Source organism: Pseudanabaena cinerea FACHB-1277 (genome assembly GCF_014696345.1).
Taxonomy (GTDB): domain Bacteria; phylum Cyanobacteriota; class Cyanobacteriia; order Pseudanabaenales; family Pseudanabaenaceae; genus Pseudanabaena; species Pseudanabaena cinerea.
In genome coordinates this window covers 1-26,808 of record NZ_JACJPY010000065.1, presented here as the reverse complement: position 1 = coordinate 26,808, position 26,808 = coordinate 1, and the positions used below count along the sequence as shown (strand labels likewise).

At 44.3% G+C, this 26,808-nt stretch carries 25 protein-coding genes; 13 read left to right on the top strand and 12 right to left on the bottom strand.

Annotation, left to right across the window (positions count from 1 at the left end; translation table 11 throughout):
- Positions 1 to 97: 97 nt before the first annotated feature.
- Positions 98 to 1,609, bottom strand: a complete 1,512-nt coding sequence (locus H6F44_RS16785; protein WP_206754469.1) for a mechanosensitive ion channel family protein — start codon at positions 1,607 to 1,609, stop codon at positions 98 to 100.
- Positions 1,610 to 1,688: 79 nt separating this feature from the next.
- Complete coding sequence (locus tag H6F44_RS16780; RefSeq protein ID WP_190352179.1) at positions 1,689 to 2,801, bottom strand: mechanosensitive ion channel family protein; 1,113 nt, start codon at positions 2,799 to 2,801, stop codon at positions 1,689 to 1,691.
- Positions 2,802 to 3,294: 493 nt separating this feature from the next.
- Between H6F44_RS16780 and H6F44_RS16775 the strand changes: the two genes are divergently transcribed.
- Positions 3,295 to 4,236, top strand: a complete 942-nt coding sequence (locus H6F44_RS16775) for an NAD-dependent epimerase/dehydratase family protein (protein ID WP_190352178.1) — start codon at positions 3,295 to 3,297, stop codon at positions 4,234 to 4,236.
- Between the two features lie 71 nt (positions 4,237 to 4,307).
- Here H6F44_RS16775 and rpsN read toward each other — a convergent pair whose 3' ends face one another.
- Entirely contained in the window at positions 4,308 to 4,613 is a 306-nt protein-coding gene (rpsN, locus tag H6F44_RS16770; RefSeq protein ID WP_190352177.1) for a 30S ribosomal protein S14, read from the bottom strand.
- Positions 4,614 to 4,716: 103 nt separating this feature from the next.
- Positions 4,717 to 4,974 carry a glutaredoxin 3 gene (gene grxC / locus H6F44_RS16765; RefSeq protein ID WP_190352176.1) on the bottom strand — a complete coding sequence of 86 codons (258 nt, stop codon included), beginning with the start codon at positions 4,972 to 4,974 and terminating at the stop codon, positions 4,717 to 4,719.
- Between the two features lie 64 nt (positions 4,975 to 5,038).
- Here grxC and H6F44_RS16760 point away from each other — a divergent pair, with 64 nt between their 5' ends.
- From H6F44_RS16760 to H6F44_RS24100, 6 genes are all read left to right on the top strand, one after another.
- Entirely contained in the window at positions 5,039 to 6,451 is a 1,413-nt protein-coding gene (locus tag H6F44_RS16760; RefSeq protein WP_322096244.1) for a dihydroorotase, read from the top strand.
- A gap of 23 nt (positions 6,452 to 6,474) precedes the next feature.
- Entirely contained in the window at positions 6,475 to 6,930 is a 456-nt protein-coding gene (locus tag H6F44_RS16755) for a type I restriction-modification enzyme R subunit C-terminal domain-containing protein (RefSeq protein ID WP_190352175.1), read from the top strand.
- Between the two features lie 41 nt (positions 6,931 to 6,971).
- Positions 6,972 to 8,294, top strand: a complete 1,323-nt coding sequence (locus H6F44_RS16750) for an AAA family ATPase (RefSeq protein ID WP_190352174.1) — start codon at positions 6,972 to 6,974, stop codon at positions 8,292 to 8,294.
- A gap of 5 nt (positions 8,295 to 8,299) precedes the next feature.
- Positions 8,300 to 8,728, top strand: a complete 429-nt coding sequence (locus tag H6F44_RS16745; protein ID WP_190352173.1) for a hypothetical protein — start codon at positions 8,300 to 8,302, stop codon at positions 8,726 to 8,728.
- Between the two features lie 143 nt (positions 8,729 to 8,871).
- Positions 8,872 to 9,252 carry a hypothetical protein gene (locus tag H6F44_RS22885; protein WP_199302168.1) on the top strand — a complete coding sequence of 127 codons (381 nt, stop codon included), beginning with the start codon at positions 8,872 to 8,874 and terminating at the stop codon, positions 9,250 to 9,252.
- The gene (locus tag H6F44_RS24100) at positions 9,227 to 9,337 is read left to right on the top strand and encodes a DUF433 domain-containing protein (RefSeq protein ID WP_190352172.1); all 111 of its coding nucleotides are present in this window, start codon (positions 9,227 to 9,229) and stop codon (positions 9,335 to 9,337) included. The genes H6F44_RS22885 and H6F44_RS24100 overlap by 26 nt, the downstream gene beginning before the upstream one ends.
- A 508-nt stretch (positions 9,338 to 9,845) precedes the next feature.
- On the opposite strand, the gene H6F44_RS16730 is transcribed toward H6F44_RS24100, so the two are convergent.
- Positions 9,846 to 11,132, bottom strand: a complete 1,287-nt coding sequence (locus tag H6F44_RS16730) for a glycoside hydrolase family 10 protein (RefSeq protein ID WP_190352171.1) — start codon at positions 11,130 to 11,132, stop codon at positions 9,846 to 9,848.
- A 65-nt stretch (positions 11,133 to 11,197) separates the two neighbouring features.
- The gene (locus H6F44_RS16725; protein WP_190352170.1) at positions 11,198 to 11,683 is read right to left on the bottom strand and encodes a globin family protein; all 486 of its coding nucleotides are present in this window, start codon (positions 11,681 to 11,683) and stop codon (positions 11,198 to 11,200) included.
- A gap of 173 nt (positions 11,684 to 11,856) precedes the next feature.
- Between H6F44_RS16725 and H6F44_RS16720 the strand changes: the two genes are divergently transcribed.
- The 3 genes from H6F44_RS16720 (at position 11,857) to H6F44_RS16710 (ending at position 14,859) form a co-directional block, all read left to right on the top strand.
- Positions 11,857 to 13,512 (top strand): NB-ARC domain-containing protein, encoded by a 1,656-nt coding sequence (locus H6F44_RS16720; protein WP_190352169.1) that lies wholly within the window; start codon positions 11,857 to 11,859, stop codon positions 13,510 to 13,512.
- Between the two features lie 47 nt (positions 13,513 to 13,559).
- Positions 13,560 to 13,943 carry a pentapeptide repeat-containing protein gene (locus tag H6F44_RS16715; protein ID WP_190352168.1) on the top strand — a complete coding sequence of 128 codons (384 nt, stop codon included), beginning with the start codon at positions 13,560 to 13,562 and terminating at the stop codon, positions 13,941 to 13,943.
- A gap of 85 nt (positions 13,944 to 14,028) precedes the next feature.
- Complete coding sequence (locus H6F44_RS16710; RefSeq protein ID WP_190352167.1) at positions 14,029 to 14,859, top strand: alpha/beta hydrolase; 831 nt, start codon at positions 14,029 to 14,031, stop codon at positions 14,857 to 14,859.
- 130 nt (positions 14,860 to 14,989) lie between these two features.
- Here H6F44_RS16710 and H6F44_RS16705 read toward each other — a convergent pair whose 3' ends face one another.
- The 3 genes from H6F44_RS16705 to H6F44_RS16695 all read right to left on the bottom strand — a co-directional run bounded on the left by H6F44_RS16705 (position 14,990) and on the right by H6F44_RS16695 (position 19,119).
- Positions 14,990 to 16,510 (bottom strand): NADH-quinone oxidoreductase subunit M, encoded by a 1,521-nt coding sequence (locus tag H6F44_RS16705; protein ID WP_190352166.1) that lies wholly within the window; start codon positions 16,508 to 16,510, stop codon positions 14,990 to 14,992.
- A gap of 110 nt (positions 16,511 to 16,620) precedes the next feature.
- Positions 16,621 to 18,495 carry an NAD(P)H-quinone oxidoreductase subunit F gene (locus H6F44_RS16700; RefSeq protein WP_190352165.1) on the bottom strand — a complete coding sequence of 625 codons (1,875 nt, stop codon included), beginning with the start codon at positions 18,493 to 18,495 and terminating at the stop codon, positions 16,621 to 16,623.
- 48 nt (positions 18,496 to 18,543) lie between these two features.
- Positions 18,544 to 19,119 (bottom strand): peroxiredoxin, encoded by a 576-nt coding sequence (locus tag H6F44_RS16695; protein ID WP_190352164.1) that lies wholly within the window; start codon positions 19,117 to 19,119, stop codon positions 18,544 to 18,546.
- Positions 19,120 to 19,209: 90 nt separating this feature from the next.
- Here H6F44_RS16695 and H6F44_RS16690 point away from each other — a divergent pair, with 90 nt between their 5' ends.
- A complete protein-coding gene (locus H6F44_RS16690; RefSeq protein ID WP_190352163.1) occupies positions 19,210 to 19,638 on the top strand; it encodes a cupin domain-containing protein in 429 nt (142 codons plus the stop codon).
- A gap of 316 nt (positions 19,639 to 19,954) precedes the next feature.
- The gene (locus tag H6F44_RS16685) at positions 19,955 to 20,653 is read left to right on the top strand and encodes a response regulator transcription factor (RefSeq protein WP_190352162.1); all 699 of its coding nucleotides are present in this window, start codon (positions 19,955 to 19,957) and stop codon (positions 20,651 to 20,653) included.
- 153 nt (positions 20,654 to 20,806) lie between these two features.
- On the opposite strand, the gene gltB is transcribed toward H6F44_RS16685, so the two are convergent.
- The 3 genes from gltB to H6F44_RS16670 all read right to left on the bottom strand — a co-directional run bounded on the left by gltB (position 20,807) and on the right by H6F44_RS16670 (position 26,488).
- Complete coding sequence (gene gltB, locus H6F44_RS16680; protein WP_242016620.1) at positions 20,807 to 25,429, bottom strand: glutamate synthase large subunit; 4,623 nt, start codon at positions 25,427 to 25,429, stop codon at positions 20,807 to 20,809.
- A 224-nt stretch (positions 25,430 to 25,653) separates the two neighbouring features.
- Positions 25,654 to 26,097, bottom strand: a complete 444-nt coding sequence (gene aroQ, locus H6F44_RS16675) for a type II 3-dehydroquinate dehydratase (protein WP_190352161.1) — start codon at positions 26,095 to 26,097, stop codon at positions 25,654 to 25,656.
- A 64-nt stretch (positions 26,098 to 26,161) separates the two neighbouring features.
- Positions 26,162 to 26,488, bottom strand: a complete 327-nt coding sequence (locus H6F44_RS16670; protein ID WP_190352160.1) for a carbon dioxide-concentrating mechanism protein CcmK — start codon at positions 26,486 to 26,488, stop codon at positions 26,162 to 26,164.
- 237 nt (positions 26,489 to 26,725) lie between these two features.
- On the opposite strand from H6F44_RS16670, the gene H6F44_RS23590 reads away from it, so the two are divergent.
- On the top strand, positions 26,726 to 26,808 hold an 83-nt coding region (locus H6F44_RS23590), incomplete at its 3' end, for a helix-turn-helix domain-containing protein (RefSeq protein ID WP_190352181.1).

Sequence of the window (26,808 nt, the reverse complement as noted above, 5' to 3'; positions counted from 1 at the left end):
TATTGAAACTAGCTCCCAATAAGTTAACCTACTATCAACGAGGTAAGAGGGCTATGCAGCTTGTCACGGCTACGTTTTAGATGTCTTTGTCACCCCCTCAGCGTTTACGCACCTCGATCGCATTGTCTTGAGAGCCGAGAATTGCGAAACTAACGCGCAATCGTTTACCTGTACCATCAGCATCAGAAATATTTGTGCTATTCGCATCAATTCCTGATAACGAAGAGGTTTTATCCACAATTACTTGCTGCACTAGCGCAAGTTCGCGTTCCCCTAAAACTGCGGCAAAATCCATATATAGCAACACCATAATCTTTTTAGCAAGAGTCACATTTTCGATTTCGACACTCACTAAAATCGAATTGGGCATGACAATAATTGTGCCAGTGCCGAGAGAGCGAATTTTGGTTGATCGCAAACCAATACTTTCTACTTTGCCTAATTCTCCTGCTGGTAAGCGAATATAGTCACCAACCACAAAAGGTCGATCTAAATAGAGTACTAGGGTTGCTATTAGTTGTTCGAGAATCTTTTGCGCGGCAAAAGCAACGGCTAAGCCAACTAATCCTAAACTTGCAACTAAACCAATTAGATCAAAGTTGAGACTCTTAGCAAAGGCAACTAAGGCAATTATAAAAATGAGGATATTAATAATAGTCTCAAATACAAGTATTGCATCATCGCTACTGGGGCTAAAATGTCCACCAACCTTAAATCCGTAGGTACGCAAAAATCGACTAATTAATTTTACCGATATCCAATATAAACTACTAGTTAAAAGCAGATTAGAAATTGGTTTAACAAGGTTATAAACAACAGGTGCTAATGACTCTAATAAAATTAAAGACCAACTAATGGCAATATTAAGAACCACAAATCGCAATAGGTGATCACTAGGTTGAATTATATCATCATAAATCTTTTCGACAGATTGAGGGGCTAATTTACTGAGAGCAAATTTTACTAAATCGGTGGTGTAGTGGCTAAATATAAAAGATGCGATTAAAGCACTAAAAAATATAAGCCATTGAGCTTGAAAAAATGGAGAAATAATATAATATCTCCAACTTCGTAACATCGGGAACCATTCGGAACTAAGACCCGCTATCGCTACCCATCCTAAACCAAAGGCAATTTTACTAAAAATTCCGATTTTGAGCTTAAATATGCGAGTTGCTATATTAATTAAAGTCCTTATTCCGATCAATCCAGCGATCGCCATTGAAATCAATAGACTGCGCTGCCAAAGATATTGAGGAGTCCTTTCTTCTTTAGCTTTAGCGATCGCCATTTCTAGAATTTTTCGCCATTGATTGGCTTGTTGTAAGGGCGAAAAATCTGGTAATACGTCATTAGCTGTGACCGTAAGCAGATATTCATTATTTAAAGTAATAGAGGTCGCACTAGTACTTTGATCGTTCCTTACTTCAAGATTTATGTTTGGTGAGATCGCGATCGCTTCTACAAGAATATCATTGGCAAATTGCGATCGCTCCTTAGCGGTAAAGCGATTAACATCTTGCAAATCAAAGAGGGGAATGCCATCAACAACTATAGGCACACCAGCATTACTAAAACTAGGACTGTATTTTTGAGCAGGATTTAGCATTAGACTTTGTGTAGATCCAACAGGAATAAATACTGATAACCAGCTCACTAGAAATAATATGATTAATTTAGTTGTCTGTTTAAATAGAGATTGGAGCATCCACATAAATGATTGGTTCGTCTAAAGTAAAAGAAATATACTTATTTTTTAGCTGTTTGGTAATTTGCTGCGTAGCAAGATCTAGCAATTGTTTTCTCAATTCCATAGACAATTCATTGGAACCCAAAATGAAGAACGAAATTTGGGCGTTATTCTCTCCAAAGGCAACTTCGGTACTACGCCAGTCTAAACCAAAAATGTCGATTGTGCTGTCCATCACGATTTGACGGATCAATGCTTGCTCATCGTTTGACAACTGCTGCGGAAAGGCAATCATCATTACGGACATAACTTTCTTTGCGCCTGAGAAATTCTCAATTGTGGCTTGGGTGAGGGCATTATTGGGAATAATCGTAAGCGTGCCTTTTCCAGAGGTACGAATTTTAGTTGACCTCAAACCGATACTTTCGACTCGCCCAAATGTTCCCTGTTTGCCTGCGGCTCCATCAGACAGACCAATATAGTCACCCACTGTAAATGGTCGATCAAGAGTTAACACAATTCCCCCTAAAAACTGTTCTAAGGTTTTCTGAGCAGCAAAGGCGATCGCAATACCACCAATTCCTAAACTAGCAACGATACCGACAACATTAATATCATGGCTGATGCAAAAGGAGAGAATCAAGGTAATCAGGATCGCAAAGTCGCCCACATAGCGAAGCAAAAAAATCGAATCACCTTTGATCTTGGGATTGGATTCAAATGCCATTCCCAAAATCCTTGTATCAAAAATATCTCGAAATAGTCTTGACAAAATCCATCCACTCAGAATCGTCATACCTGAACTCAAACAAAACTCGAGCCAGTTTAGCCATTCCGTTTCAGGAGTGATCAGCAGCATTACTTCCATTGCTGATAAAGTCATTAACGTCAATACCACTGACTTAGAGGCGATCACAACTCGGTTGTAGATTTCCGTTAGAAACTGCGGAGTAAACCAACTGAAGATGATTTTGAGCGCAGGAATAATCACTGATCCTCCTAAGAAACCAACTCCTCCTGCGATCGCAATTAAGCTAGCTTTTAATAGGCGATCGCCATTATTTAAAGCTAATTCTGATACTTGGGCAATCTCATTTATTGCGTCTGCCATAGCAAATCAATCCACTCGCAGCAAAATTACAGTATAACTAGTCAAAAATTGGGTGTTCGGGTTATGTCTCTGCCTTTGGGCTGACCTCAACCCTCTTTTTTTACTTATTTTGTTCATGTTGGGCAAACAAACATTTTTTCGTACATTGTGTAACAGTGACGGCTAATGCTTGCTAACCTAGGACAATCTAGAACAAACTAGAAATAGTTTCACAAATCATGGCGAACTTTGCATACTCCCATCCCACCAAAAAAATTGACATATAAAACCAAGAATTAGCGTTGCAGCGCTTCGCGGCGCAATGTCTAACTTCTCACTGGGAAGGGAGCATGAACATTGAGAGGATGTGTCATGTGTTTGAGAAAACATATTTTGGCGATCGCGCTACTTTACAAAGATTTAGTTACAAAAATTCAGATAGACTTACATAGCATCATACCGCAGCCTTTAATTTCTAATTTTCCCTTCTAAGTTCTTCCCCAAATCTCTGCCAATGCCCAAAAAAGTCTTTATCACAGGTGCGAGTGGTTGTGTCGGTCATTACTTGATCGAGATGCTCCTCGCCAAAACCGACTATGAACTATACCTATTAATGCGCGATCGCCGCAAATTGCAGATTGATGTCAGAGATCGCGCCAATGTGCATATTATCGAAGACTCGATGCAGAATATTCACAAATACCAAGACCTATTGCGGACAATGGAACTAGTGGTTAGCACCGCCGCAGGTTGGGGTGGTGAAGAAGCATTTGTGGTCAACCGCGATCAAACCATCGCCCTATTTTCATTCTTAGATCCGCAGGTCTGCGAACGCGCCATTTATTTCTCCACCGCCAGCATTCTCGACTCCCACAATCAGATCATCCCCGAAGCAGGGGCGATCGGCACTGCCTATATCGCCTCAAAACACGCCTGTTTGGAAAAGCTCGAAAGTTCAACCATTCGCGATCGCCTGATTACCGTATTTCCCACCCTTGTATTTGGGGGCGCAGTCGACAAGCCCTATTCTCACCTATCGCGAGGACTCAAGGACATTCTCAAATATGTCCCCTATGCCCGATTTCTCAAAACCGATGGCAGTCTGCATTTTGTCCATGCCTACGACATTTCCCAAATCGTCACCCATTTGCTAACGTCAAATCTAGAGGTGCGATCGCCAGCGCGTTTAGTCTTAGGAATGCAGCGCCTCACAGTACAGGACTTGATTGCCCAATTCTGCGAATATCTCAATATTAAAGTGGGATGGCAGTTCGATCTTCAGCCTTGGCTAGTGGATGCCGTGATCAAGCTATTTCGCATTGAGGTTGCCGCCTGGGATCGCTTCTGCATTGCCCAACGCCACTTCACCTATGATGTCGTCTCCCCCGAAACCTTCGGACTTACCTCAAAATATCCCCGTTTAGCTAATCTCTTAGCAGAAACCTCAAAGAAGTAGCGGCGCACTGCGCCGCTACTTCTTTAATAACAAAAAAGAGCGCTACTTGCAGTAACGCTCTTTTTTTGTTTCTACCAGCTAGACTTAACCACACCTGGCAACAAACCTTGGTGAGCCATTTCCCGTAGGACGTTGCGGCACAGCCCAAAATCACGGTAATAACCACGGGGGCGACCAGTTGCCCAGCAACGATTGCGACCACGGGTGGGGTTCGCATTGCGGGGGATTTGTTGAATTTCGCGGTGAACAGCGACTTTTTGCTGTTGGTTTAATTCGGAACTATTAAACTTTTCCTTGAGAGCTTCAAGCTTAGCTGCATATTTTTCAGCTAACTTAGCGCGTTTTTTTTCGCGCTCGATCATGCTTTTCTTAGCCATTGCGGTTTTTTATGCGGTGAAGTAATTTTTGATTGTAGTCTAGAAAATTTTACAATTTGCGACAGCTACCGATCATAGCGCAAATATAATCTCTTCGCAATGTTTATGCTAAGAGCGGCTCAAGTTTACCTTGGCGATCTAAGGCATGGATGGCATCACAGCCCCCGATATGAACATCATTAATAAAAATTTGTGGCACAGAGCGCTTGCCGTCAGAGCCACGTGCCACCATTGCCGATCTCGCTGCTTCATCACCACTGATCTCATATTCGGTATACTTCACACCCTTTCGATCTAATAGTTGCTTGGCTTTGATGCAAAAGGGGCAGGTGCTCCATGTGTAAATTTCAACTTTTGGCATAAATTTTTGGGATTCCTTAACACTTTAACGAATCTTAATATACAGCCTATTGAGGCTTTGATTAGTGCAGAAATATTTTGGAGAGTGGCGCTTCGCGCCGCTCTCCAAAATATTTCTGGGTTTTAAGTCGGCGCAAAGCACTGTAAAGTATAAAGAAAATTGTTTTGTCATGCTTCCTGAAAATTCCCCAGAAAATTTCCTAGAACAGCCATTAACTCATTCAACGCTTTACCCAGCATTATTTAAGCAAATCCAAGTAATTAACTCAGGTTCAGCCAAGACGATCGCTGGTACGATTCCATTGGCAGCAGGCGATGTGGTGGATGTATTGGTGGATCGAGATCGCCAAGTCCAGATTGTACAAGATCCTAGCCAAATCCCTGAAAATACGAACATAATTGAACGTTCAGGCATATTGCTAGGCACGGGGGCGGTCGATCTGCATAGTACTAGTGGTGAGCCGGGGCATGAGTCAAGGGAGACGATCGCCGAATTGGTGCAAGCGGCTAAAAATGGCGGTTTTGCCAAAGTGGGCATTCTGCCCCATACGCAACCCGCGATCGATGACATTGCGGCGCTAGAGTTTTGGCGGAATGTGCAGCAAAAATATGGCGCAGTTTTGCAGCCTTGGGGCGCGATTACCAAGGGGCTAGAGGGCAAACAGTTAACAGATATGGCGGAATTAGCACCATCGGTAATTGGCTTTACCGATAGCAAGCCCTTGGCAAATCTATTGTTAGTGCGCCGCGCTATGGAATATCTCCAGCCCCTTGGTAAACCGATCGCCCTCTTCCCGCAAAATCTAGAACTTGCCAGTGGTGGCGTAATCCGTGAGGGTAAATGGTCTTTGCAATATGGCATGACGGGCTATCCTGCTGCTGCCGAGACTTCAGCATTGGCGGCATTGATTGAATTAGTGCGCCTCACCAAAGCCCCGACCCATTTCCTGCGACTTTCCACTGCCCAAAGTGTGGAACTAATTGCTCAAGCGAAAAATGACGGGCTGCCCGTTACTGCTAGTACGACTTGGCTCCACCTCTGCCACTGCGATCGCGACCTCGACACTTACGATCCTAACCTGCGCCTCAATCCCCCCCTTGGCAGTGAAAGCGATCGCCTCGCTCTGATTGCTGGCATCAAGTCTGGGGCGATCGATAGCATCGCCATTGACCATACGCCCTGCGCCTATGAAGAAAAAGTCGTTCCCTTTGAAGTTGCTCCTGTGGGCGCGATCGGCTTAGAACTAGCGATCCCTATTCTGTGGCAAAACTTAGTTACGACTGAATTACTCACTGCCAATGAGTTATGGCAAGCCCTTAGTATTAATCCTGCCAAATGTTTGGGAATGTCTGTTCCCCAATTAAGCACTCTCTTTGATCCTAATTATCATTGGCTCGTCAGCGATCAGGAGATCGCCTCGACTTCAAAAAATAGTAGTTACATGGGGCGATCGCTTATCGGCAAGGTTGTATCTTGATTAAGAAATAGCGCAACCAGGTGATGGAAATTTTTGAGACACATCCTGCGATCACGGCGTTGCGTAATGGTGAGGCAGTAACAGATTTGCTACTGGTGGCGCTAGAGCGAACTTTGCGGCGCGAGTTGGGTGGTAGTAATATCCAGTTGTCGGAGTCGAATATTCGCAAGGCGTTTAATTTGAAGATGACGAGTTTGCTGGCGTTTTTACGTGTGTTGTTAGAGTTTGAGGCGTTGCCAGACTATAAGGACATCGTGGAGCGCAATTTTGAGCAATTTATCACCCAACATCAGTACAATGCTAATCAAATCCGATTTTTACGCGCTGTCCAAAGTGTTTTCTTGCAAAAACGACGGCTAGAGGTTACCGACTTGTATGATGAGCCACTAGATCGTTTTGGTGAGGATGCGGTGGAGCGATGGTTTACTGAGGATGAGGTAAATGAGTTGATTTATTTTACTGAGCAGTTTGCAGCATAATCAATTAAATTTCGTGTTATTTGAGTTAAAAGTTTAAGAATATGGAAAAACTCACAGTAAGAAATTTTATTAATCTTCAAGCGGTAGATTTTGAAATATCGAAAATCAATATAATTATTGGGTATCAAGCGACTGGTAAAAGCTTAATTTCTAAACTTGTCTATTTTTTTAAATCTTTTTTCCTAAATTATAAAGAAGCTATTATCAAACAAAAAACTAGAGTTCAGTTTGATAAAGATATACTTGAAAAATTCGAGCTGATTTTCCCAAGGTACACATGGGAGAACCAAGAATTTAGTTTGACTTATCAATTTCATGACTATCAAATATCTATTGAACACAATCTTTATTTTGTAAACAAATTCACCTTAAAACTATCTTATTCTGACTTATTAAAAGAAGTTTTTAATAAGCTCAAAAGGGCTTATGCAAAGAAATCTATTCCAGATATAGCTAGTTCTATGAGCTTAGGAAATATATTAGATTTTAAAGATCATTTTGAGAATTTTATTTCACTTTCAAATCAAATAGAAAAAGCTTTATATGAACAGCTTTTTAAAACTGGCAAGGTTCAAGAATTTGATGAATTAACATTCATTCCAGCAGGCAGATCTTTTTTTGCTAATCTTCAAAAGAATGTATTTTCTTTCTTGTCTAGTAATATGCCAATTGATTACTTTCTCAAAGAATTTGGATCTACCTATGAGAAGGTTAAAGAGATGTACACCATTAGAGAGCGTATTTTTAAAAAGCATAATTTTTCTGAACTGGATGCTTTAATTCATCAAATTATTGTCGGTAAATATTTGTTTCGAGATGGTCAAGACTGGATTTATTCAGAAGACGATACCAGAATTAACTTGGCTAATGCTTCATCTGGACAGCAAGAGTCTTTACCAATGGCAGTAATCTTAACAACGTTACCTTTTGCAAGTGCAAGTCATTTATTTGTAATTGAAGAACCAGAAGCTCATTTATTTCCAATATCTCAAAAAAATATAATTAATTTAATTAGTTCAGTTTTCAATCTGACTAACAAAAGACACAAGTTTATTGTTACAACCCATAGTCCTTATATACTGACAGCTTTTAATAATTTGATTCAAGCAAACAACTCTTTGCAAGAACTTAATAGCCATCAAGACAAGCCGACAACAAAAGTTATGAATGCTTTGCATAAGTTAGTACCTAAAAATCAAATTCTTGATATAGATGATGTCAGAGCCTATACTCTGCAAAATGGAAAGCTCACTTCTATTATTAATGAAGAATCTAAATTGATTGATACAAATATTATTGATGAGGTCTCTACTGAGTTTAATGTTGTTTTTGAAAAGCTATTAGAGCTTGAGTATGAATCATAATCTTTATGTTAGAGAGTTGTACCGAAGTAAGCAAAGAAAAGAAAATTGTTGTGAGTGAGAATAGGAGCAAATTTACTTTTGACAATATTAATGGAGATAAAGTTAAAAAAATTCAAATCGATGGTTGTGAAAGCCTTGTAATTCAAGGAAGAAAATGTGACTGGCTTTTGGTAATCAATGATATTCAAATATATGTTGAGCTGAAAGGGACAGATATTGATCATGCAATTACTCAACTAAAAAATACGATTTTACATATTCAAAAAATTAGTGGTTTTAATGTTGTGCAGAAAATATTTTGCTATATTGTGACGACGCGATCGCCTTTATCATCACAACAGATACAGAATGCAGCAAAATCTTTAAAAAAGAGCCATAATGCCACTTTGCGTGTTAAAAATACGCCTTGTCTGGTAAAACCAACTGATTTGTAATAATTTGAATATGCGACACAAAGCGCTGCATATTCAACCGAGTCTCTCATTTTGTAAATAAGGAAAGTTTAGATTGTTAACAAGTTCAGAACTGAAATCGCAGTTTATATGACTAGGAAGGCAAGAAACATCCTATTGGTGATTTGCTGTCCGAGACAGAGCGCAAATTCCTCAAAACTGAGGCGCTGACTGCCTATGACAATGATGCAGGGATGACGATGTTGCGGATTGGGTCGATGAACCTGATGCTGTATGGGATTGAGCCACGTTTCTTTTTGATGGATACGCTATCGAAGAATGATGATAAGCGTCAGGCGGTGTCTGAGAATGATATTCCTGATATTTTGGAATGCTGGAAACGGCGCTTTGATGATGACTTTAACGCCCAACGGGAGCGCCGCAAGTTAGAAATTGAGGATGACGAGTCTATGTGGATCACGGTTGTCCATGAGGAGGATGAGATCGATGAAGAAGCTTTAAATGAAAGGTTGATACAGCGTGGTTACAAAAAAGCAAACGTATAGGGTTTCATTTCATCTTGCTAATGGATTGACAACTATCGAAATATTAGAAGAATATCCCGAACTTGAGCCTGAAGACATTGGTTAGGCTATGATGCTGTTCACTTGCGAACTCAGGGTTTAAAACGCCTACTTCTATTTAGTGATTGATTAGGGCTATGTTAGCGACTGGTACTACGGCTCAAGATATTGGTTAGGTTATTGCTGGGGTAAGGCAAGGCGATCGCACTGCACCTGTTACAAAATTTCTAGCTTAGGTACTAGACATTTTTAAACAATGGATGTATATTATAGAGGTGTGAGGAGCGAACAAAGAAAAAAGCCTAGGAACGAAACAGGGAAAGTAACCTAGGCTTTTTTCTTTGGTTACTTAGTAAAGATAAGCAGACTAGATATTATCTAGTCTGCTTATCTTTTTGCATATCCTCTTTTTGCATATCCATTTAGTTATAGTGGTTTTCAAATTAGTGCGTACTCATTTGAAAACAAAAAGCCAATCCCAGTAAGAGTTTTGAGTTTTCATTTTGCATACGGCAAAATGAAAACTGCTATATTAACAAAGCCCCACAACGCCTATGTCGTTGCGGGGCTTTGTGTTATCCGCCTACTGAGGCAATATTGCGAAGGTCGGGACGGGGGGCGGGAGCAAATAGCAAAGACTCAAAGGAAGCATCGCGATTGCCAATGGTTTCGTAAAAGAAGAATGAAAAACCATCTAGGGACATCTCGCGCACTGCCTTAACCTGTCCTTTGATTTGCCGCATATCTACATTTTGGATGCGTAGCCCTGTGAGAATGCCGATCGCCACGGGGATTTTCTGACGGAGTTCTTGCAACTCAGGGCGATCTAGTTCGCGGCGAAAATTATCGATATCATCACGATATACCTGCACGATTAGCTCATCGACTAGCCCTAGATAAACCCAGCCATACCAATCTTGTAAGTATTTATTAAAAGAAAATTCCTTGGGGTTAGGCGATAGGGAAACGATGCAATCGGGTTTAACGGCTTTGACGGCTCTAGAAATTTTATTCATCAAAGTATTAATTGCCCGCGATCGCCAGCGCATCCAGTCTGGATCGTTATAGTTGGCGGGGGGGAGCCTGCCAAAATGCTGCCTTTTATAAAGGGCGATCGTGTAGTCATCATAGCCTAGTTCGGCAGGCATTCCAAAGTGATCATCCAATTGAATCCCATCGACATCATATTTTTTGACCACCTCCACGATCAAGTCTGTCAAAAATTTCTGCACCTCTGGACGGGCAGGATTTAGCCAAGTTAAGCGATGTTGATTGTTTTCGCCGTGCAGAAACACTTTGGAGCCATCTACGCGCTGCGTAATCCAGTCAGGATGTTGGCGCATTAACTCAGAACCTTCCTCGGTCATCAATCCATACTCAAACCAAGGAATTACTGTAAATCCTTGTTCATGACCTAGTTTAATCGCTTCTGCCAACATATCCCGATTTTGCAATTCGGGCTGTGGGTCAAGTTCTATGCCGAAGGTCTTTTTGGCAACTTGACTGGGGTAAAGGGTATAGCCTCGATTCCAGACGGTGGGATAAATGGTATTGAATTTTAGGCGCTTTAAGCGCCTGATCGCTCTTGTAAGGTTTTGGGTTGAAAACAGCACATCACTGTCTACATTCGTGAGCCAAACTCCCCTAAGCTCACCATTAGGAGGTTGAGGCGATCGCACTGGCTCTGTGGTTGTAGTTGGGGTGGGGACTTGCTCAATGCTATTGCTGGCAGTATTGCCGTTAGCGGTCTGAGCCAATGTCCAGAGGGGAAAATTTAGCATCAGCGCGATCGCCAATCCTAGAAAGGTCAAGACTAGGAAGCGTAGTTTTGAACGCCACGCTTGGGAAGTAATTTTTGCCATAAACAATGAGCTAGTAAGCCAAGACTCTTCAGGTTAATCTAGAGCGACATTAATTTTAAATAAGTTTATGTTTTTTTGGCACTTAAACCTAACATTTCACGGTTGACTTCCAAAATCGGGCAGAGCATATCAGCGACCTCTATAGGTAACTTCTCTCTTACGACATCCTGCATAATCAAGTAGGTGGCATCACAAGCTGGCTGTGCGCCAAAGGCTTGCATAATAGTCTGAAACCAATATAGAAATTGTTGCTTTAACAGTTCAGGATCATCGATTAATACGGTCATGGCTGAATGACGTAGCACTCTAAAAGTGTCCTGCTTCCATTTTGCCTGCATATCCTCCCCCTTTGGCAACAGTAGCTCTGGGTGATTAGTTTGTAATCTTTTGAGTACAGTTTCAACGATCTCTTTTTCAACAGATTTGATGGTTTGGTACGCGATAATACGATTATCAAAGGAGGCAATATAGCCATCTACGAACTGAAGTTCGCTATCGCTGGCATAGCGACTATCAATTTGGTTTCCAAGCTGTCGCAGTTTGTTTAACATGGTTACATCTTAAAGCTATACCTTGAATTTTATAAGGATTTGATAATTTAGACTATCCGCTACTTTAAGCATTATTCGACTATTGCAGTTTTTAAATCTAGTTTTTTTGGTACGATCCAATCAACTTTATAGGCAACTCGCTTGCTTGCAATATTCTGTCATGTTATCTGACCATGCTATCTGACCATGATCATATCGAAGGGCTATTTCCAGAGGCGGCTCAGGGATGGGATTTGCAACGCCTCTATTTGGATTTACAAAGGGCTACGGGCAAGGAGATAAAGCCCTTTGAAAGGGCTTGTTTGCGGGGGCTACTCTGTCGCTATCGTCCTGGGCAACTGGCTTTTAAATTGGTGTGGACATCTGGGGCTTTGCGGGTGGAGCTAAATAAGGGGCTGTATCGATCGCTAGAAGTTATTGCTGAGCAGCCGCCGAACACCTTGCGTTGGGAAAAAGTGCCTGAATGGTTAGAGGCTAAGGGTTATCGCCTCAATCGTGCTAGTCGTAGCCATGAGAACGCCCCAAGCTCCACAGTGCGGTTAGTCGATTGGGGGGAGGCTCCAAACATTCAGGCTTTTTATGGACGCAATGATGAGTTGATCAAGTTAGAACAATGGATTAGCGGCGATCGCTGTCATTTGTTGGCGATCTGTGGTATGGGCGGCATTGGCAAAACGGCACTGGCGGTCAAGTTGGTGGAAAGGGTGCAGGATCAATTTGATTATTTAATCTGGCGATCGCTGCGGGGCGCACAGCCCACTGCCCAGCTATTGGCGGATCTCCTGCAATTTCTGCATACCGATCCGCAAACGGGTGGCAGTATTTCCAATGTGATGGAAATATTGCGCCAAAAGCGTTGTCTGGTGGTGTTAGATGACTTTGAGGCTACCTTGCAGGATGGCGAACTGGTGGGCGCTTATCGTCAGGGCTGTGAAGGTTATGGCGAATTTTTGCAAAGGGTGGGGGCTGAACGGCATCAAAGCTCGGTGATCATTGTTGGGCGAGAACAACCCAAAGAAATTTCTATGCATCAGGGCAACGATCAATTAATTCGCTATTACAAAGTCAATGGTTTGCAACGTCAGGGGGCTTTTGAACTGCTGAAAGCGCGAGGGTTTACAGGTTCTGAAAATGGTCTAGAGGCATTAGTGCAGCAATATCGCGGTAATCCTTCCGCATTGCGAATTGTGGCGGGGACAATTCAAGAATTATTCAATGGCAATGTGTCGGAATTTCTCAAGCAGACAGCCCTAGCCCTAGGCGATGTGCTGCGGACGCTTTTATATCAACAATTTGAACGCCTTTCGCAGTTGGAAAAGGATGTGTTGTATTGGCTAGCAATCAAGCATCGTCCCGTTTCTTTGGCAACCTTGCGATCGGTGATGCACTTGCAAGCCTCTGGCTCCGAGCTACTTGATGCCCTTGAATCTTTGCGTTGGCGATCGCTGATCGAAAAAATGGCAGAGCAGGGAGATGTGCAGTTTATGCTAGAGCCTGTGGTTTTGAAGTATGTCAGTCGCCAGTTTGTCGAAGAGGTGAGCAAAGAAATTACGGCGATCACTATGCAGCAAAGTCTCAAACCGCTTAAACTACTCCATAGCCATATATTAGTGGAAGACCATGCCCCTGATTCGATCCGTGCTATGCAAATTCGGTTAGTTTTGAAACCAATTAAGGACAAATTGCAACGGGCGATCACTGCAAATAATATCGATCTGGATACCTTCAGGGAAATGTTGCGCGAATCTCTAGCAACACAGCCATCAGACGATCCCGCCATGATTGAATATACAGAAACGAACCTTGCCCTAGTCGGGCTATGGTTTTAGGCGCACAAGCTCACCCATACCAAAATCTTACATTTGAGATAATTGCCATGACTTTTCCTTCCCATGCAGCGCTAACCGCTCAAGAACTGCTCGATCGCTATGCCAAGGGCGATCGCAATTTTGAACAAACCCATCTCCACGATAGTGATTTGCAAGGAGCTTGTTTACATGGAGTGGATTTGAGCGAGTCAATTTTAAATCATGTAAATTTTAGCGGAGCTGACTTGCGCGGGGCAGATCTGGGCTGGGCTGATCTCAGTCGTGCCAACTTAGAAAAAGCTGATCTGCGGGGGGCTATTTTGACCAGAGCCGATCTCAGTCGCGCCAATCTGCGCGGTGCAAATCTGCTGAAGGCAGATCTCAGTTTGGCTAAGCTAGATCATGCCAAGCTCACTGGCGCAACTATGCCCGATGGCAATATCCATGAATAAAAGCAATAGAGCTTACGCAATTGGAACTATTGTCACATTTTCGTGAATTAGTCTAGCTACTAACCAAAATCTAGCAGGTGCAAATATGCGTCATTTATCATTAAGGAAACTGCTGATAGGCGAACTTAGCTGGAAAAGACTATTGCGATCGCTACTATTTGTTTACACCTTCTTTGCGCTCTATGTGTATTTTCGTGCAGATAGCATGATCTTTTTGCCACAGCCAGCCACCTATCAAGATACCAAAGATATCCTTAAAATTTATGTTGCTAATAAGGAAAAAATATCTGCGATATATTTGCCGAATCCTCAAGCAGCCTATACGATCCTCTATATTCATGGCAATGCAGAAGACTTAGGTGATATTCGTCCTGTCTTAGAACAGTTGCATAGGTGGGGATTTAGCGTTTTTGCCTATGACTATCGCGGTTATGGAACCAGTGATGGCAAGCCTAGCGAAAAGAATGCCTACCAAGATGCTGATGCAGCATTCCGATATCTGACGCAACAACTCAAGATCCCCGCCCAACAGATCATCCCTTACGGGCGATCGCTAGGAGGTGGATCGGCGACTGACTTAGCAGCGCGTAATCCAGTTGCTGGTTTAATTTTGGAGAGTACATTTACATCGGCTTTCCAAGTCGTATTGCCTTTTCCCCTGCTGCCCTTCGACAAATTTGCTAATTTTGATAAACTGCAAAAAATTCGTTCTCCTATTCTGGTTATGCATGGTCAAGATGATCAAACAATTCCAATTCAGCATGGACAAAGACTTTATGAAGCTGCATCACAGCCCAAAATGTCTCTTTGGATCGCAGGGGCTGGTCATGATGATTTAATTTGGGTCGCAGGCGATCGCTATCAACAAACTTTATTGTCCTTTCAACAGCTCATTGCAAAGCATTCACAGAAATAGCAATAACCGATGCAAGAATTATGCTTTAGTTGACTTAGGCAAACCAAACAAAAACTCAAGTTCTTGACTGAAAGCTAAAGTCAGCTAAAGCAGACTAAAACACTTCTAAGATCAACCCGTTACCAAGGGCTTAAGCTTTTAGCCCGTAATTTATTACAGGGCTGTTGCTATGGATGGGCGCGATCGCTGCCACAGAGGTTTCCATGATTTTCGTAGCGAAGTTGGGCAATAGCCCAAAAAAGACAATGATCAAGGCAAGGGCGATCGCTGGAAATTTCTCTTGCCATTTAGCGAATGGAAAAGTGCTAATCGGTTGCGCTCCTGCTTTCTCAACGGATAGGCGACCAAAGAAAACGCGATCGAGCATGATCAAAAAATAGACCGCCGTTAGACCAGTGCCGATCATGCAAAGTAAGGTTTGCACGGGAAACACTGCAAAACTACTACGGAAAATCACAAATTCCGCAATAAAGCCCACCATGCCAGGGGTTCCTGCGCTTGCCATCGCCGCCAAAATCATTAAGGAGCCTGTAACTGGTAAACCCCGTTCAGGATTAAACAAACCATTAAGGCAATTAAGATTACGTGTACCTGTTTTCTTGTAAACGATACCCACCAAAATAAATAGCAGGGCAGAAATCAGACCATGACTGACCATTTGGAAGGTGGCCCCCAAAAGCGATAGGGGCGTGGCTGCCGATAGTGCTAACAGGATATAGCCCATATGTCCCACGGAACTATAGGCAACCATCTTTTTCATGTCGGTTTGAGTAATCGCGTTCAAACAGCCATAGATTACGCTCACCACTGCCCAACCTGCCAAATATGGGGCGAGCGCTTGCCAAGTATCAGGCAATAAGCCCAAACCAAACCGCAATAGTCCATAAGTTCCCAATTTCAGCAACACCCCAGCCAACAGAGTCGATACAGGCGTAGAAGCTTCCACATGGGCATCGGGCAACCATGTATGTAATGGCACAATCGGAATTTTGATACCAAACCCTAAGAGCAGCAGAATTAAAATTAGGCTCTTAGCATTTTGGGAAACTTCTTCAAGATGGAGGTCTAGATAGTTAAAGGTCAGCCCTTGCTCAGCACCACTGCCCAAAGCCGCCATCCCAAAGAAGGCCGCCAAAATCAAAATTCCTGAAATCGCAGTATAAATTAAAAACTTCGTAGCCGCATAGCCCCGCCTTTCGCCACCCCAAATGGCAATGAGCAAATAGAGGGGAATGAGTTCCACTTCAAAGAATAGGAAGAATAGCAGGAGGTTTTCTGATAGGAATGCGCCATTGACACCGCCACCTAGTAGTAAGAGTAATGGAAAATAAAGGCGATGGCGTGGGATATCATTGCTGATGTAAATGGCGATCGCCAGCAGCAATCCATTTAGTAATACTAATGGGAAAGATAGCCCATCAATGCCTAGGCGATAGCTCAAGCCAATCTGGTCTAACCAAGGGATTGATTCTTGCATCTGCAAAGTTGCCGCGCTCATGTCAAATTGATTGACGAGGAAGAGTGACCAACCGAATGTAATAGTGGCGATCGCTAAGGATAAGCGGCGAGTTTGGGCAGTGTTGAGATTGCCGCCCAAGATGGCAACAATCACCGCACCAGCGATTGGTCCCCAGATTAAGGTGCTAAGCATAGTTTATTAAAAATAATTAAAAATAATTGAACATAATTAAACAAATTTTTATGAGTAACTGAGCTCCTTCCCTTCTCAACTTTTGGGAGATGGGTGAGGATCTTGCTACGCTAAAACTTCAGTCCATAAAAAGCGGCAAAGCCAATCAAAATTAGCCCAACCATGATCGTCAGGACATATTGCTGCAACCTACCCGTTACTGTGTATTTGAGTGTTTCACCGCTAAAAATTGAGGCAACGCCCAAAAAGTTAACAGAACCATCAACGAGGTAGCGATCAATCCATGCTAAAACCTTAGAACCACCGCCCACAAACAAAACTACGGTGTATTTATAAAGTGCCTGTACATAAAGATCATAGGCAAGTAAATCTTGGACTGCTTTCCACGCAGGGCGGGCGATTTGGGGTAGCATTGGCACAGAGCTACCTGTCGTATAGGGTTTGATGTAAATGTATGCACCGATCGCAAAGCCCAACAGCCCCGAAGCCGCCAGCACCAAACTACCCCATACATCCACCACATCTAAGTCGATATCAGCGAAATTCCACGAAGGTAGTAGGATCGGCACAAGTAGGGTAATGATCGTCAAAGAAACTAGGGGAATGGCAACCTGCCAAGCCACTTCAGGGACGCGGCGAGTTTTAGGCTGCACAGATCCCAAAAAGATCAGGGCAAAAATACGGATTAACCCAAAGGCGGTAATGCTATTGACCAAAAGGGCGATCGCAATTAACCAAGGGTCACTATTCCAAAAGGTTTCTTCCCAACGCAGCAATGACCAAAAACCGCCAAAGGGAACCATTGCCACTAAGCCCAAAGTGCCGACAATAAATGCAACTAAAGTGGCAGGCATTCGGGTTTTAATACCTCCCATTTCCGTCAAGTCCTGAGTCATGGTGGACATCATCACCGCGCCACAACTCAGAAATAGTAAAGACTTGCTAATGCCATGACTGAATAGTAAACCGAGGGCAAGCTCAGGTTGCTGCATCCCCACTGCAATAAATACCAACCCCAAATAGGCGCTGGTGGAATGGGAGAGAGCGCGTTTAAGATCAATCTGGGCGATCGCCACCAGACTCGCACCGATCGCCGTAATTGCGCCCAAAACAATCGAAATATCCGCCGCGATCGGAAATAGCGACAAAATAGGCTGTAACTTGATCAGCACATAGGCTCCAGCGCCCACTACTACCGAATTACGCAAAATTGAAGCGGGGTTGGGTCCCTCCATCGCCTCATCCAGCCAAAGGTGCAGTGGAAACTGAGCGCATTTTCCTAAAGGACCTGCAATTAGGGCTAGTCCTAATAATGTGCCGAATTGCTGGTGCTGCTGGAAATAGGTGATCGTTTCAGGCGATCGCGCCCAAATATCGAGGTCAGAAAAATTCAGATTATCGGTAAGATTTGCCAGAGCCACCAGCCCCATGAGCAGAAATAAGTCACCCACGCGCTTTGTCCAGAAAGCATCTCGCGCCGCCGTCACCACCAAGGGCTGAGCATACCAAAAGCCCACCAGTAGATAGGTCGATAGGGTCAGCATTTCCAAGAGAGCATAACTAAAAAATAATGAATTACTAAAGGCAATCCCTGTAATTGCTGCCTCAAAAAAACCAATCAAGGCGCAAAATCTGGCGATCGCCCAATCGGTTTCTAGCGAACCCAGTCCATAAACCTGCGAAATGAGGCTCATGATCGCAATCACAATCGAAACACCTGCACTGACTGTGGAAATGTCAAAAGAACAAACAATATTTAAGTCAAGGGCTTGAAACCAACTAAACTCGATCTGCCGAGCAGGCTGTCCCCAAGTTGCAGCAAACAGCAAGCAACTATGCAATAGGGCAAAGGCGGTCATGAGTATATTTAAGTACGCGGCAGGACGCGGCCCCGTGTGGCGAATAATCCTTAAAGACCAAGGCAAGGTAATGCCTGCACCGATCAACCCATAACAAGGGAGGAGCCAAGTTGTCTCTACTATCATCGATTATTATATAGATTCTCTATGATGTTCATTGTGACAATGGTAAAGCTAATCTGCCCTACTTACAGCGATCGTGGCCATACCTTCTTGCCAATTGGCAGGGCAGCCCTCGTTTTGATATTTCTGAGTATGTTGTATTGCCTTTAAAGTTCGCAAAGTTTCATCGATATTACGCCCAAATGCCAGATTATTGATCGTGATATGTTGGACAACTCCTGCAAGATCAATGATAAACAAGCCACGCAAGGAAACCCCCACCTCTGAAACTAGCACATTAAAATCCCTAGCGATCGCCTTGGTCAAGTCTGAAACCAAAGGACATTTAACTTCACCCCCCAATCCTCCATCGGCTAACGCAGTCTGTATCCAAGCCAAATGCGTATATTTGCTATCTACAGAAATACCAATCACCTCAGTATTGAGAGCGGCAAAGTCATCGTAGCGATCACTAAAAGCCAGTACCTCAGTGGGGCATATAAAAGTGAAATCTAGAGGATAGAAAAACAAAACCACGTACTGCTTAGCGCGATAGCTAGAAAGACGAATTTTGACAAATTCTTGGTCAAATACAGCTTCGGCTTCAAAATCGGGGGCAAGCTGACCCACTCGTACTAATTCCGCCATACGACCTCTAAGAGCAATCGGATAATAGCAATCGAAACCTTAGTGCTATTCTATAGCATAAGATTCAATCATAGAACCATCACAGCAGCTATGTCACCAGTACAAGAAGCATCTGCGGCGATCGCCTCCCTTGGCAACCTGCATGGCGACCCCTCCCACGACAATCCCCATAATAAAGTCGAGCGACCATGGGGATCATTTACCACTCTAGAGGAGGGACGCGGCTATAAAATCAAACGTATCGAAGTGAAATCGGGACATCGCCTAAGCTTGCAAATGCACCACCATCGCAGTGAACATTGGATTGTCGTTTCGGGGACAGCTAGGGTAATCTGCGGCGATAATGAAATTATGCTTAGCACCAATCAATCCACCTATGTACCTAAATGTACTGCCCATCGTTTGGAAAATCCAGGGGTCATCCCGCTAATCTTGATCGAGGTGCAGAATGGAGAGTACTTGGGTGAAGATGATATTATTCGCTTTCAAGATGACTATTCGCGCCACGAAAAAAAGTAAGCTAAACTTCTCCAACAAACCCAAAGCGAGATTTGATAAACATTGCCTTAATTAACTTGATTACTCCATTCCCACTATTAAATTAGACATCAAAAACCTAGAGTTAGCGTTGCGGCGCTTCGCGCCGCAACGTCTAATTTTTCACTGGGAAGGGATTAGAATCATGGTTTCAAGATCTCCTGCGTAAGCCCTAAAAAATAGCGGACAACTCAATAAGCTGGATGTAGATTTACTAGATCTAGCTAGAATCGTATTTTGGTAACAAATTTTTGTAGAATCTAAAGAAGTTTGATCTCGTCTCCCCCAAATCAATCCTATGAGGATTCTTCTCGTTGAAGATGATATCCGCCTTGCCGACACTTTGGCAGAAGCTCTAATTGATGCCCGTTATGTAGTTGATATTGTCACTGATGGAGAGTCTGGATGGCATCAAGCTAAGACAATGGATTATGATTTGATGCTGCTGGATTTAATGTTGCCAGAACTAGATGGCATTAGCCTTTGTCATCGCTTGCGATCGCATGGTTTCAACTTGCCAATTCTCATGCTTACTGCTTGCGATACGATCAATGATGAAATTAATGGGCTAGATGTCGGGGCTGATGACTACATTGTTAAACCAGTCGACTTGCAAAAGCTTTTTGCACGCATTCGCGCCCTGCTTCGGCGCGGCAGTGTGAGTTCCTCGCCAATTTTAGAATGGGGTGATCTGTATCTAAACCCCAGTACTTGCGAAGTGGGCTATGGCGATCGCCCCATTCATTTAACTCCCAAGGAATATGCTTTACTCGAATTGTTACTTCGCAATGGACGACGAGTCTTAAGCCGCAGTGTGATGATCGAACGGGTTTGGTCTTTGGAGTCACCGCCCGAAGAGCATACGGTAAAGGTGCATATTCGGGGATTGCGTCAAAAGCTAAAGGCGGCGGGTGCTAACGAAGACCTAATTGAGACGGTGCATAGTATGGGCTACCGCCTCAAATATCATCAAGATAAGGCTTGCAATGATTGCTAGTTAGTCACACCTGATTGACTGATCAAAGGTGATCGCTCCAAATAGTCCTCAACAGGTTTAGGAGCATATTAGGAATGTCGTTGGGGAGTTTATTATCTACTCCCCCAAAAAAAAGTAGAGGCAATTCATGAATTACCTCTACTTGCTATGTTGCTAAACCGCTACAGCGATCGCCACATCCATTGCTTCGGGGCTGTTCTGCTCTGAAGGTGGCACAACCTGCCAGAACTTCGGTAAATAGGTTGTCCAATCATCGAGAATTTCCTTGGCTCTGGTGCTGCCCGTCTGGTCATAACTAGACTGAATTAGTTCCTTCAGTTGCGCCTCGCCTGCGGCAGTGCTGACGCGCTGAACTTTGAGAACTTCTTGGCTCAGGCGTTCTGAGAACTTGCCATCGATATCAAGGAAGTAAGCAATCCCGCCTGTCATCCCTGCGCCAACGTTGCGACCTGTGGTTCCGAGAACGACGATTACGCCGCCAGTCATGTATTCGCAACAGTGATCGCCTGTGCCTGTGACCACTGCCTTCGCGCCAGAGTTCCGCACGCCAAAGCGTTCGCCAGCGCGACCATCAACAAAGAGATAGCCGCCCGTTGCGCCATAGAGACAGGTATTGCCCACAATGGAGTTATCGGCGGGGTTAAAGGTGACATGGTTACTAGGCTTGATGCTGATCATGCCGCCATTCATGCCCTTGCCCACATAGTCGTTAGCTTCACCGATGACGGCGAGATTTAAGCCATTGATGTTAAATGCGCCAAAGCTTTGACCTGCTGCACCGACAAATTGGAGATTGAGGTTGCTGGCGAGTCCCGAATTGCCGTACTGCTTGGCGATCGCCCCAGATACACGGGTTGCCACGGAGCGATCAGTGTTGATGATTGTGTAAGTTTTATGAAGATCGGTTTGATTAGCGATCGCCTGCTGTACTTCTAAATCTGCCAAGATTTCATCATCAAGAACCGCACCATTACTATGGGGTGTTGCTGAATGCTCTAACCAACTGCGATCGCTCTTGGTATCAGGTAGCTTGATCAAGCAATCAAGGTTAACTTGATTAAGATCGAGCTTAGCCAGTTTCAAATCCTGACGTTGGGCTAATAAATCAGAACGTCCGATAATATCCTTGAGGGACTTGTAACCGAGCTTAGCAAGGATTTGACGCACTTCTTCGGCAACGAAGTAAAGGAAGTTGACCACATTCTCAGGTGTCCCTGGGAAGCGCTTGCGGAACTGTTCTAATTGGGAAGTTACGCCCACAGGACATTTATTGGTGTGGCAAACTCGCGCCATGATGCAACCTTCCGCAATCATCGCGGCTGTGCCGAAGCCGAACTCTTCACCGCCGAGGAGAGCCGCGATCGCCACATCCCAACCCGTTTTAAAGCCACCATCCACACGCAACAGTACGCGATCGCGCAGTTTATTACCCATCAGCACAGTATGCACTTCCGCTAGACCAAGTTCCCAAGGTGAACCCGCGTGCTTGATCGAACTCAATGGTGATGCACCCGTACCACCGTCATAGCCTGAGATCTGGATGATGTCAGCATTTGCCTTGGCCACCCCTGCGGCGATCGTGCCGATGCCAATTTCCGATACTAGCTTCACGGAAACCTTGGCAATGGGGTTGATTTGATGCAGGTCATAAATCAATTGGGCAAGGTCTTCGATGGAATAAATGTCATGGTGTGGCGGGGGCGAGATTAGCGATACCCCTGGTTTGGAATTTCGCAACATGGCAATGTAGCTGCTGACCTTAGGACCTGGTAACTGTCCACCTTCCCCAGGTTTTGCCCCTTGTGCCATCTTGATTTCCAATTGATTGGAACTGACTAGATAGGAAGGAGTCACACCGAAACGTCCTGATGCAATCTGTTTAATGGCGGAGTTGGCGGTATCACCATTTTTTAAGCCCTTAAGGTGAGGGAATGTTGCCGAAATGCCATTCTCATTCACATCGTTAATGGGCAAGTAACGCACGGGATCTTCACCGCCTTCGCCACAGTTGGATTTACCGCCAACCCGATTCATGGCGATCGCCAATACTTCGTGAGCCTCACGACTCAGCGCCCCAAGGGACATCGCGCCCGTACAGAAGCGTTTCAGAACTTCCGCAGCATCTTCCACTTCATCAATAGAAATACTGGGGCGATCGCTCTTAAACTCCAATAGATCCCGTAAAGCTGTCGGTGTGCGGTTCTGCAATTGCTGACGATAGACTTCGTAATGATCATAGCCTTCACCTGCGACTGCCTTGTGCAGAGCCTTCGCCATTTCGGGACTGTTCATGTGGTATTCACCCGTGGGGCGATACTGCACGAAGCCATAGTTCTCTAACTTCTTAATTTGCAATTCGGGGAAAGCTTGGGAATGGAAACTGAGGATTTCAGAAGCAATATCGGCAAAATTAACACCACCAACGCGGGAAACCGTGCCTTTAAAGGAGGTTTCAATTACTTCTGCTCCAATGCCGATCGCCTCAAAGATCTGAGCGCCGCTATAGCTCGATAGCAAGGAAATTCCCATTTTTGAGAGAATCTTCAACAAACCACCTTCAACGGCTTTACGGTAGCTGTCTTGGACTTGGGTGATTGATAGCGCCTTAATTTTGCCGCTTTGCATTTGGGTTTGGGTCTTGGTCTTACCCCACCATTGGCGTGTGGTTTCTAGTGCCATGTAAGGACAGATCGCACTAGCGCCATAGCCAATTAAACAAGCAAAGTGATGGGTACTCCAGCATTGGGCAGTATCGACAATGATCGAAGCTCTCATGCGAATACCCTCAGCACAGAGGCGATGGTGGACAGCACCCACGGCGAGGAGTGGTGGAATATAGGCATTTTCTGCATTCAAATGGCGATCGCTCAAGATTACCAACTTCGCGCCGTTCTTTACTGCCGCTACTGCATCATCACAAATTTTTGCGATCGCTGCCCTTAGTCCCTCGGCTCCCGCACTCACCGCAAACAACATCTCCAGGGTTACGGACTCAAAACCGAAGTTCTGTAAATCTTTCAGTTCTGCTTCATTAAGTACGGGGCTATTAATCTTAATCTGATTAGCGGATTCAGGGGTTGCTAATAGTAAATTCGCTCTCTCACCCAAGAACATGGAGAGGGACATCACCGTGCCTTCCCGCAAGGGATCGATCGGCGGATTTGTCACCTGTGCAAAGCGCTGTTTGAAGTAGTCGTAGAGTAGGTGCGGACGCTGGGACAGAAAGGCAAGGGGCGCATCATCACCCATACAGAAGACTGGCTCCTTCCCATCCTGCGCCATCGCTTCGATCACCATTTCCACGTCTTCGAGGGTATAACCAAAGGCAGTTTGGTAGGTAAGTACCTTCTGTTCATCAAGGGTAGTTCCATCGATAAATGGCTTAGTTTCTAAATGCTTACGGTACTGCTTAATCCATTCGCCATAGGGATGGGCTTTAGCTACGCGCTCTTTGATTTCCCAGTTGTGCAGAACCTCATTGGTTTGCAAATCAACGGCGATCGTCTGTCCAGGACCAAGGCGACCTTTTTCGATGATTTCCGCATCAGGGATATCGACTGTACCTGCTTCCGAGCTAACGATGACCATGCCATCATTGGTGATCATGTAACGGGCGGGGCGTAAGCCATTGCGATCTAGGGCTGCGCCCACGATTTTGCCATCGCTAAAGGCAAGCAACGCAGGACCATCCCATGCCTCTTGCAAACCACTGTAATATTCATAGAAATCGACAATTTCGGGGCGCTCGCTCAAGTCAGGTTGATTCTCATAGGCCTCTGGCACAAGGATCATCATCGCCTCAAGGGGGCTGTGACCAGTTTCGATTAGCAATTCAAAAACGTGATCTAAAGTTGCCGAATCGCTTTCATTTGCCTTTAGTACGGGCAGTAAATCTTTAATGCGATCGCCTTTAGCATCAATCCAATTGGGATGGGCAAGATCCCCCTGCCGCGCTAGGAACCAATTGATATTGCCCTGCGTGGTGTTAATTTCGCCATTGTGACCGAGGAAACGCATCGGTTGAGCGAGGGGCCATTTGGGTAAGGTATTGGTACTAAAGCGGCGGTGATAGATGGCATAGGCAGAGACATATGCAGGATTTTGCAAATCCAAATAAAAAGCATCCAAAATCGCCGATCGCACCATACCCTTATAGACAATTGTGGTATTGGACAGCGAGGCAATATAAAAATCACTCCCCCCCTGCGGATATTCCTTTTCGATCGCCAACTTAATGCGGCGACGGGTGATGTAAATTGCCCGTTCAATCTGATCAACATTTTGATGATCGGCATCCGCTAAAAAAGCCGCCTGTTCAATATAGGGCTGATTTTCCTTAGCCTGTACCCCTAACACCTCTGGTTTCACAGGCACGACCCGCCAACCGATTAGTTTCAATCCTTCTTCGGTGGCAATTTGGGCGGTAATTTCTTTAAACTTTATGGCGCGATCATGATCCTGTGGCAAGAAAAACATTCCCACCGCCGTATGCTCAGGATCGATTTCAGGAAAATCTTTTTTCAATAAATCCCAAGGAATCGCGGTCATGATTCCTGCGCCATCCCCCGAATCTTGGTCAGCACTACAGCCGCCGCGATGTTCCATACAAGTCAAAGCTTTGAGGGTGTTGCTAATAATTGTGTGACTAGCGCGGCCATGTTTATCAGCAATGAAACCCACACCGCAGGCATCACGCTCTGCAACTAGCCATGAGGGGCCTTGGACAAGGTTTGCAGTTTCCAACTGACCAAATTGATGAGATTGACTTGTATTCATATTATTTGCGGCGCGGCTCATTTCCATCGAATTAATTATTGCTATATCTGAGATTAATATTTGCAGAGGGATAATATTTTGATCCAATTATGGACTTTTGTTAAGTGGGGCATAACTGAATTATAGATTACAAATAATCTAGGTGTGTCTTAGTAACTACATTTGAACTACATTTGACAGATATAGGAAAGCACGGCTTAGCCGTGCTTTCCTAATTGAAATTGTCATTTGCCGATCGCCTGTAAATGATTAACCAAAGCGCGTAAGCCTAAGCGATAGCTGTCGACCCCAAATCCGCTAATCTGCCCGATCGCTACTGGCGCAATGAAGGAATGGTGGCGAAATTCTTCGCGCTTGTAGACATTGCTAAGATGCACCTCCACCGTGGGGATATTCACAGCCGCGATCGCGTCTCTAATGGCAACACTGGTATGCGTAAAAGCCGCAGGATTGATCAAAATGCCATGCTGTACCTGAAAAGCAGCATGGATTGCATCGATCAAAATTCCCTCATGGTTGGATTGACAGAAAGTTAAATCGGCTCCCCATGTCAGCGCATCCTGAGCAAGGTATTCGTTGATTTGATCTAGGGAATAACTGCCATAGATTTCTGGCTCCCGCCGTCCCAACATATTCAGATTTGCCCCATGCAAAACTAAAATCTTCACATATCACCGCCCTTAATCATTATCAATGACCTACCTAATGACCTATTAACGACTATCAAATGCCCTAACGAAACTGGGCTAGCGCTTCCTTGAACTGCATTGTTTTGGTGATTACTTCGAGATTTTCATGGGGGCGGGGGATCACCGTTGCCGATAGAAATAGGGCTTTATCTTTCTTGCTCATCACTTCAATTTTTTTAGCTGCCTCCACCCCTGCGTCAACGGCTCGCTTAACATCACCCACAGGTCCACGCACGATAATTGTCAACCTTGCGCCACTGACCTTTTCGTAACCGACAAAAGTGACCTTGGCTGCCTTTACCATTGTATCCGCCACTGCCAATGCGGGAGGATGTCCCAACACTTCAACTAAGCCAACAGCCATACCCATAAACTTTTCTCCAACTTTTGCCAGTAATCAAATATCTATACAATCATAAATCTCAATGGTATCGATTGCATGATACGCATAGGTTATACCCCTCATAAATATTTAAAAGCACGACAAAGCCGCGCTTTATAAATATTTATGAGATAATTTATCAGAAAAATGGGTTTAACCCCCCGCCGTTCTAGTGCGGCTTTATATTAGTTAGATATCTTACAAAACAAGTAGTATAATGTAAGTATGACTCAAAAAGCTTTCAAGTACCGATTCTATCCAACTCAGGCGCAAGAAAGCTTGCTCAGGAGGACGATGGGTTGCGCTCG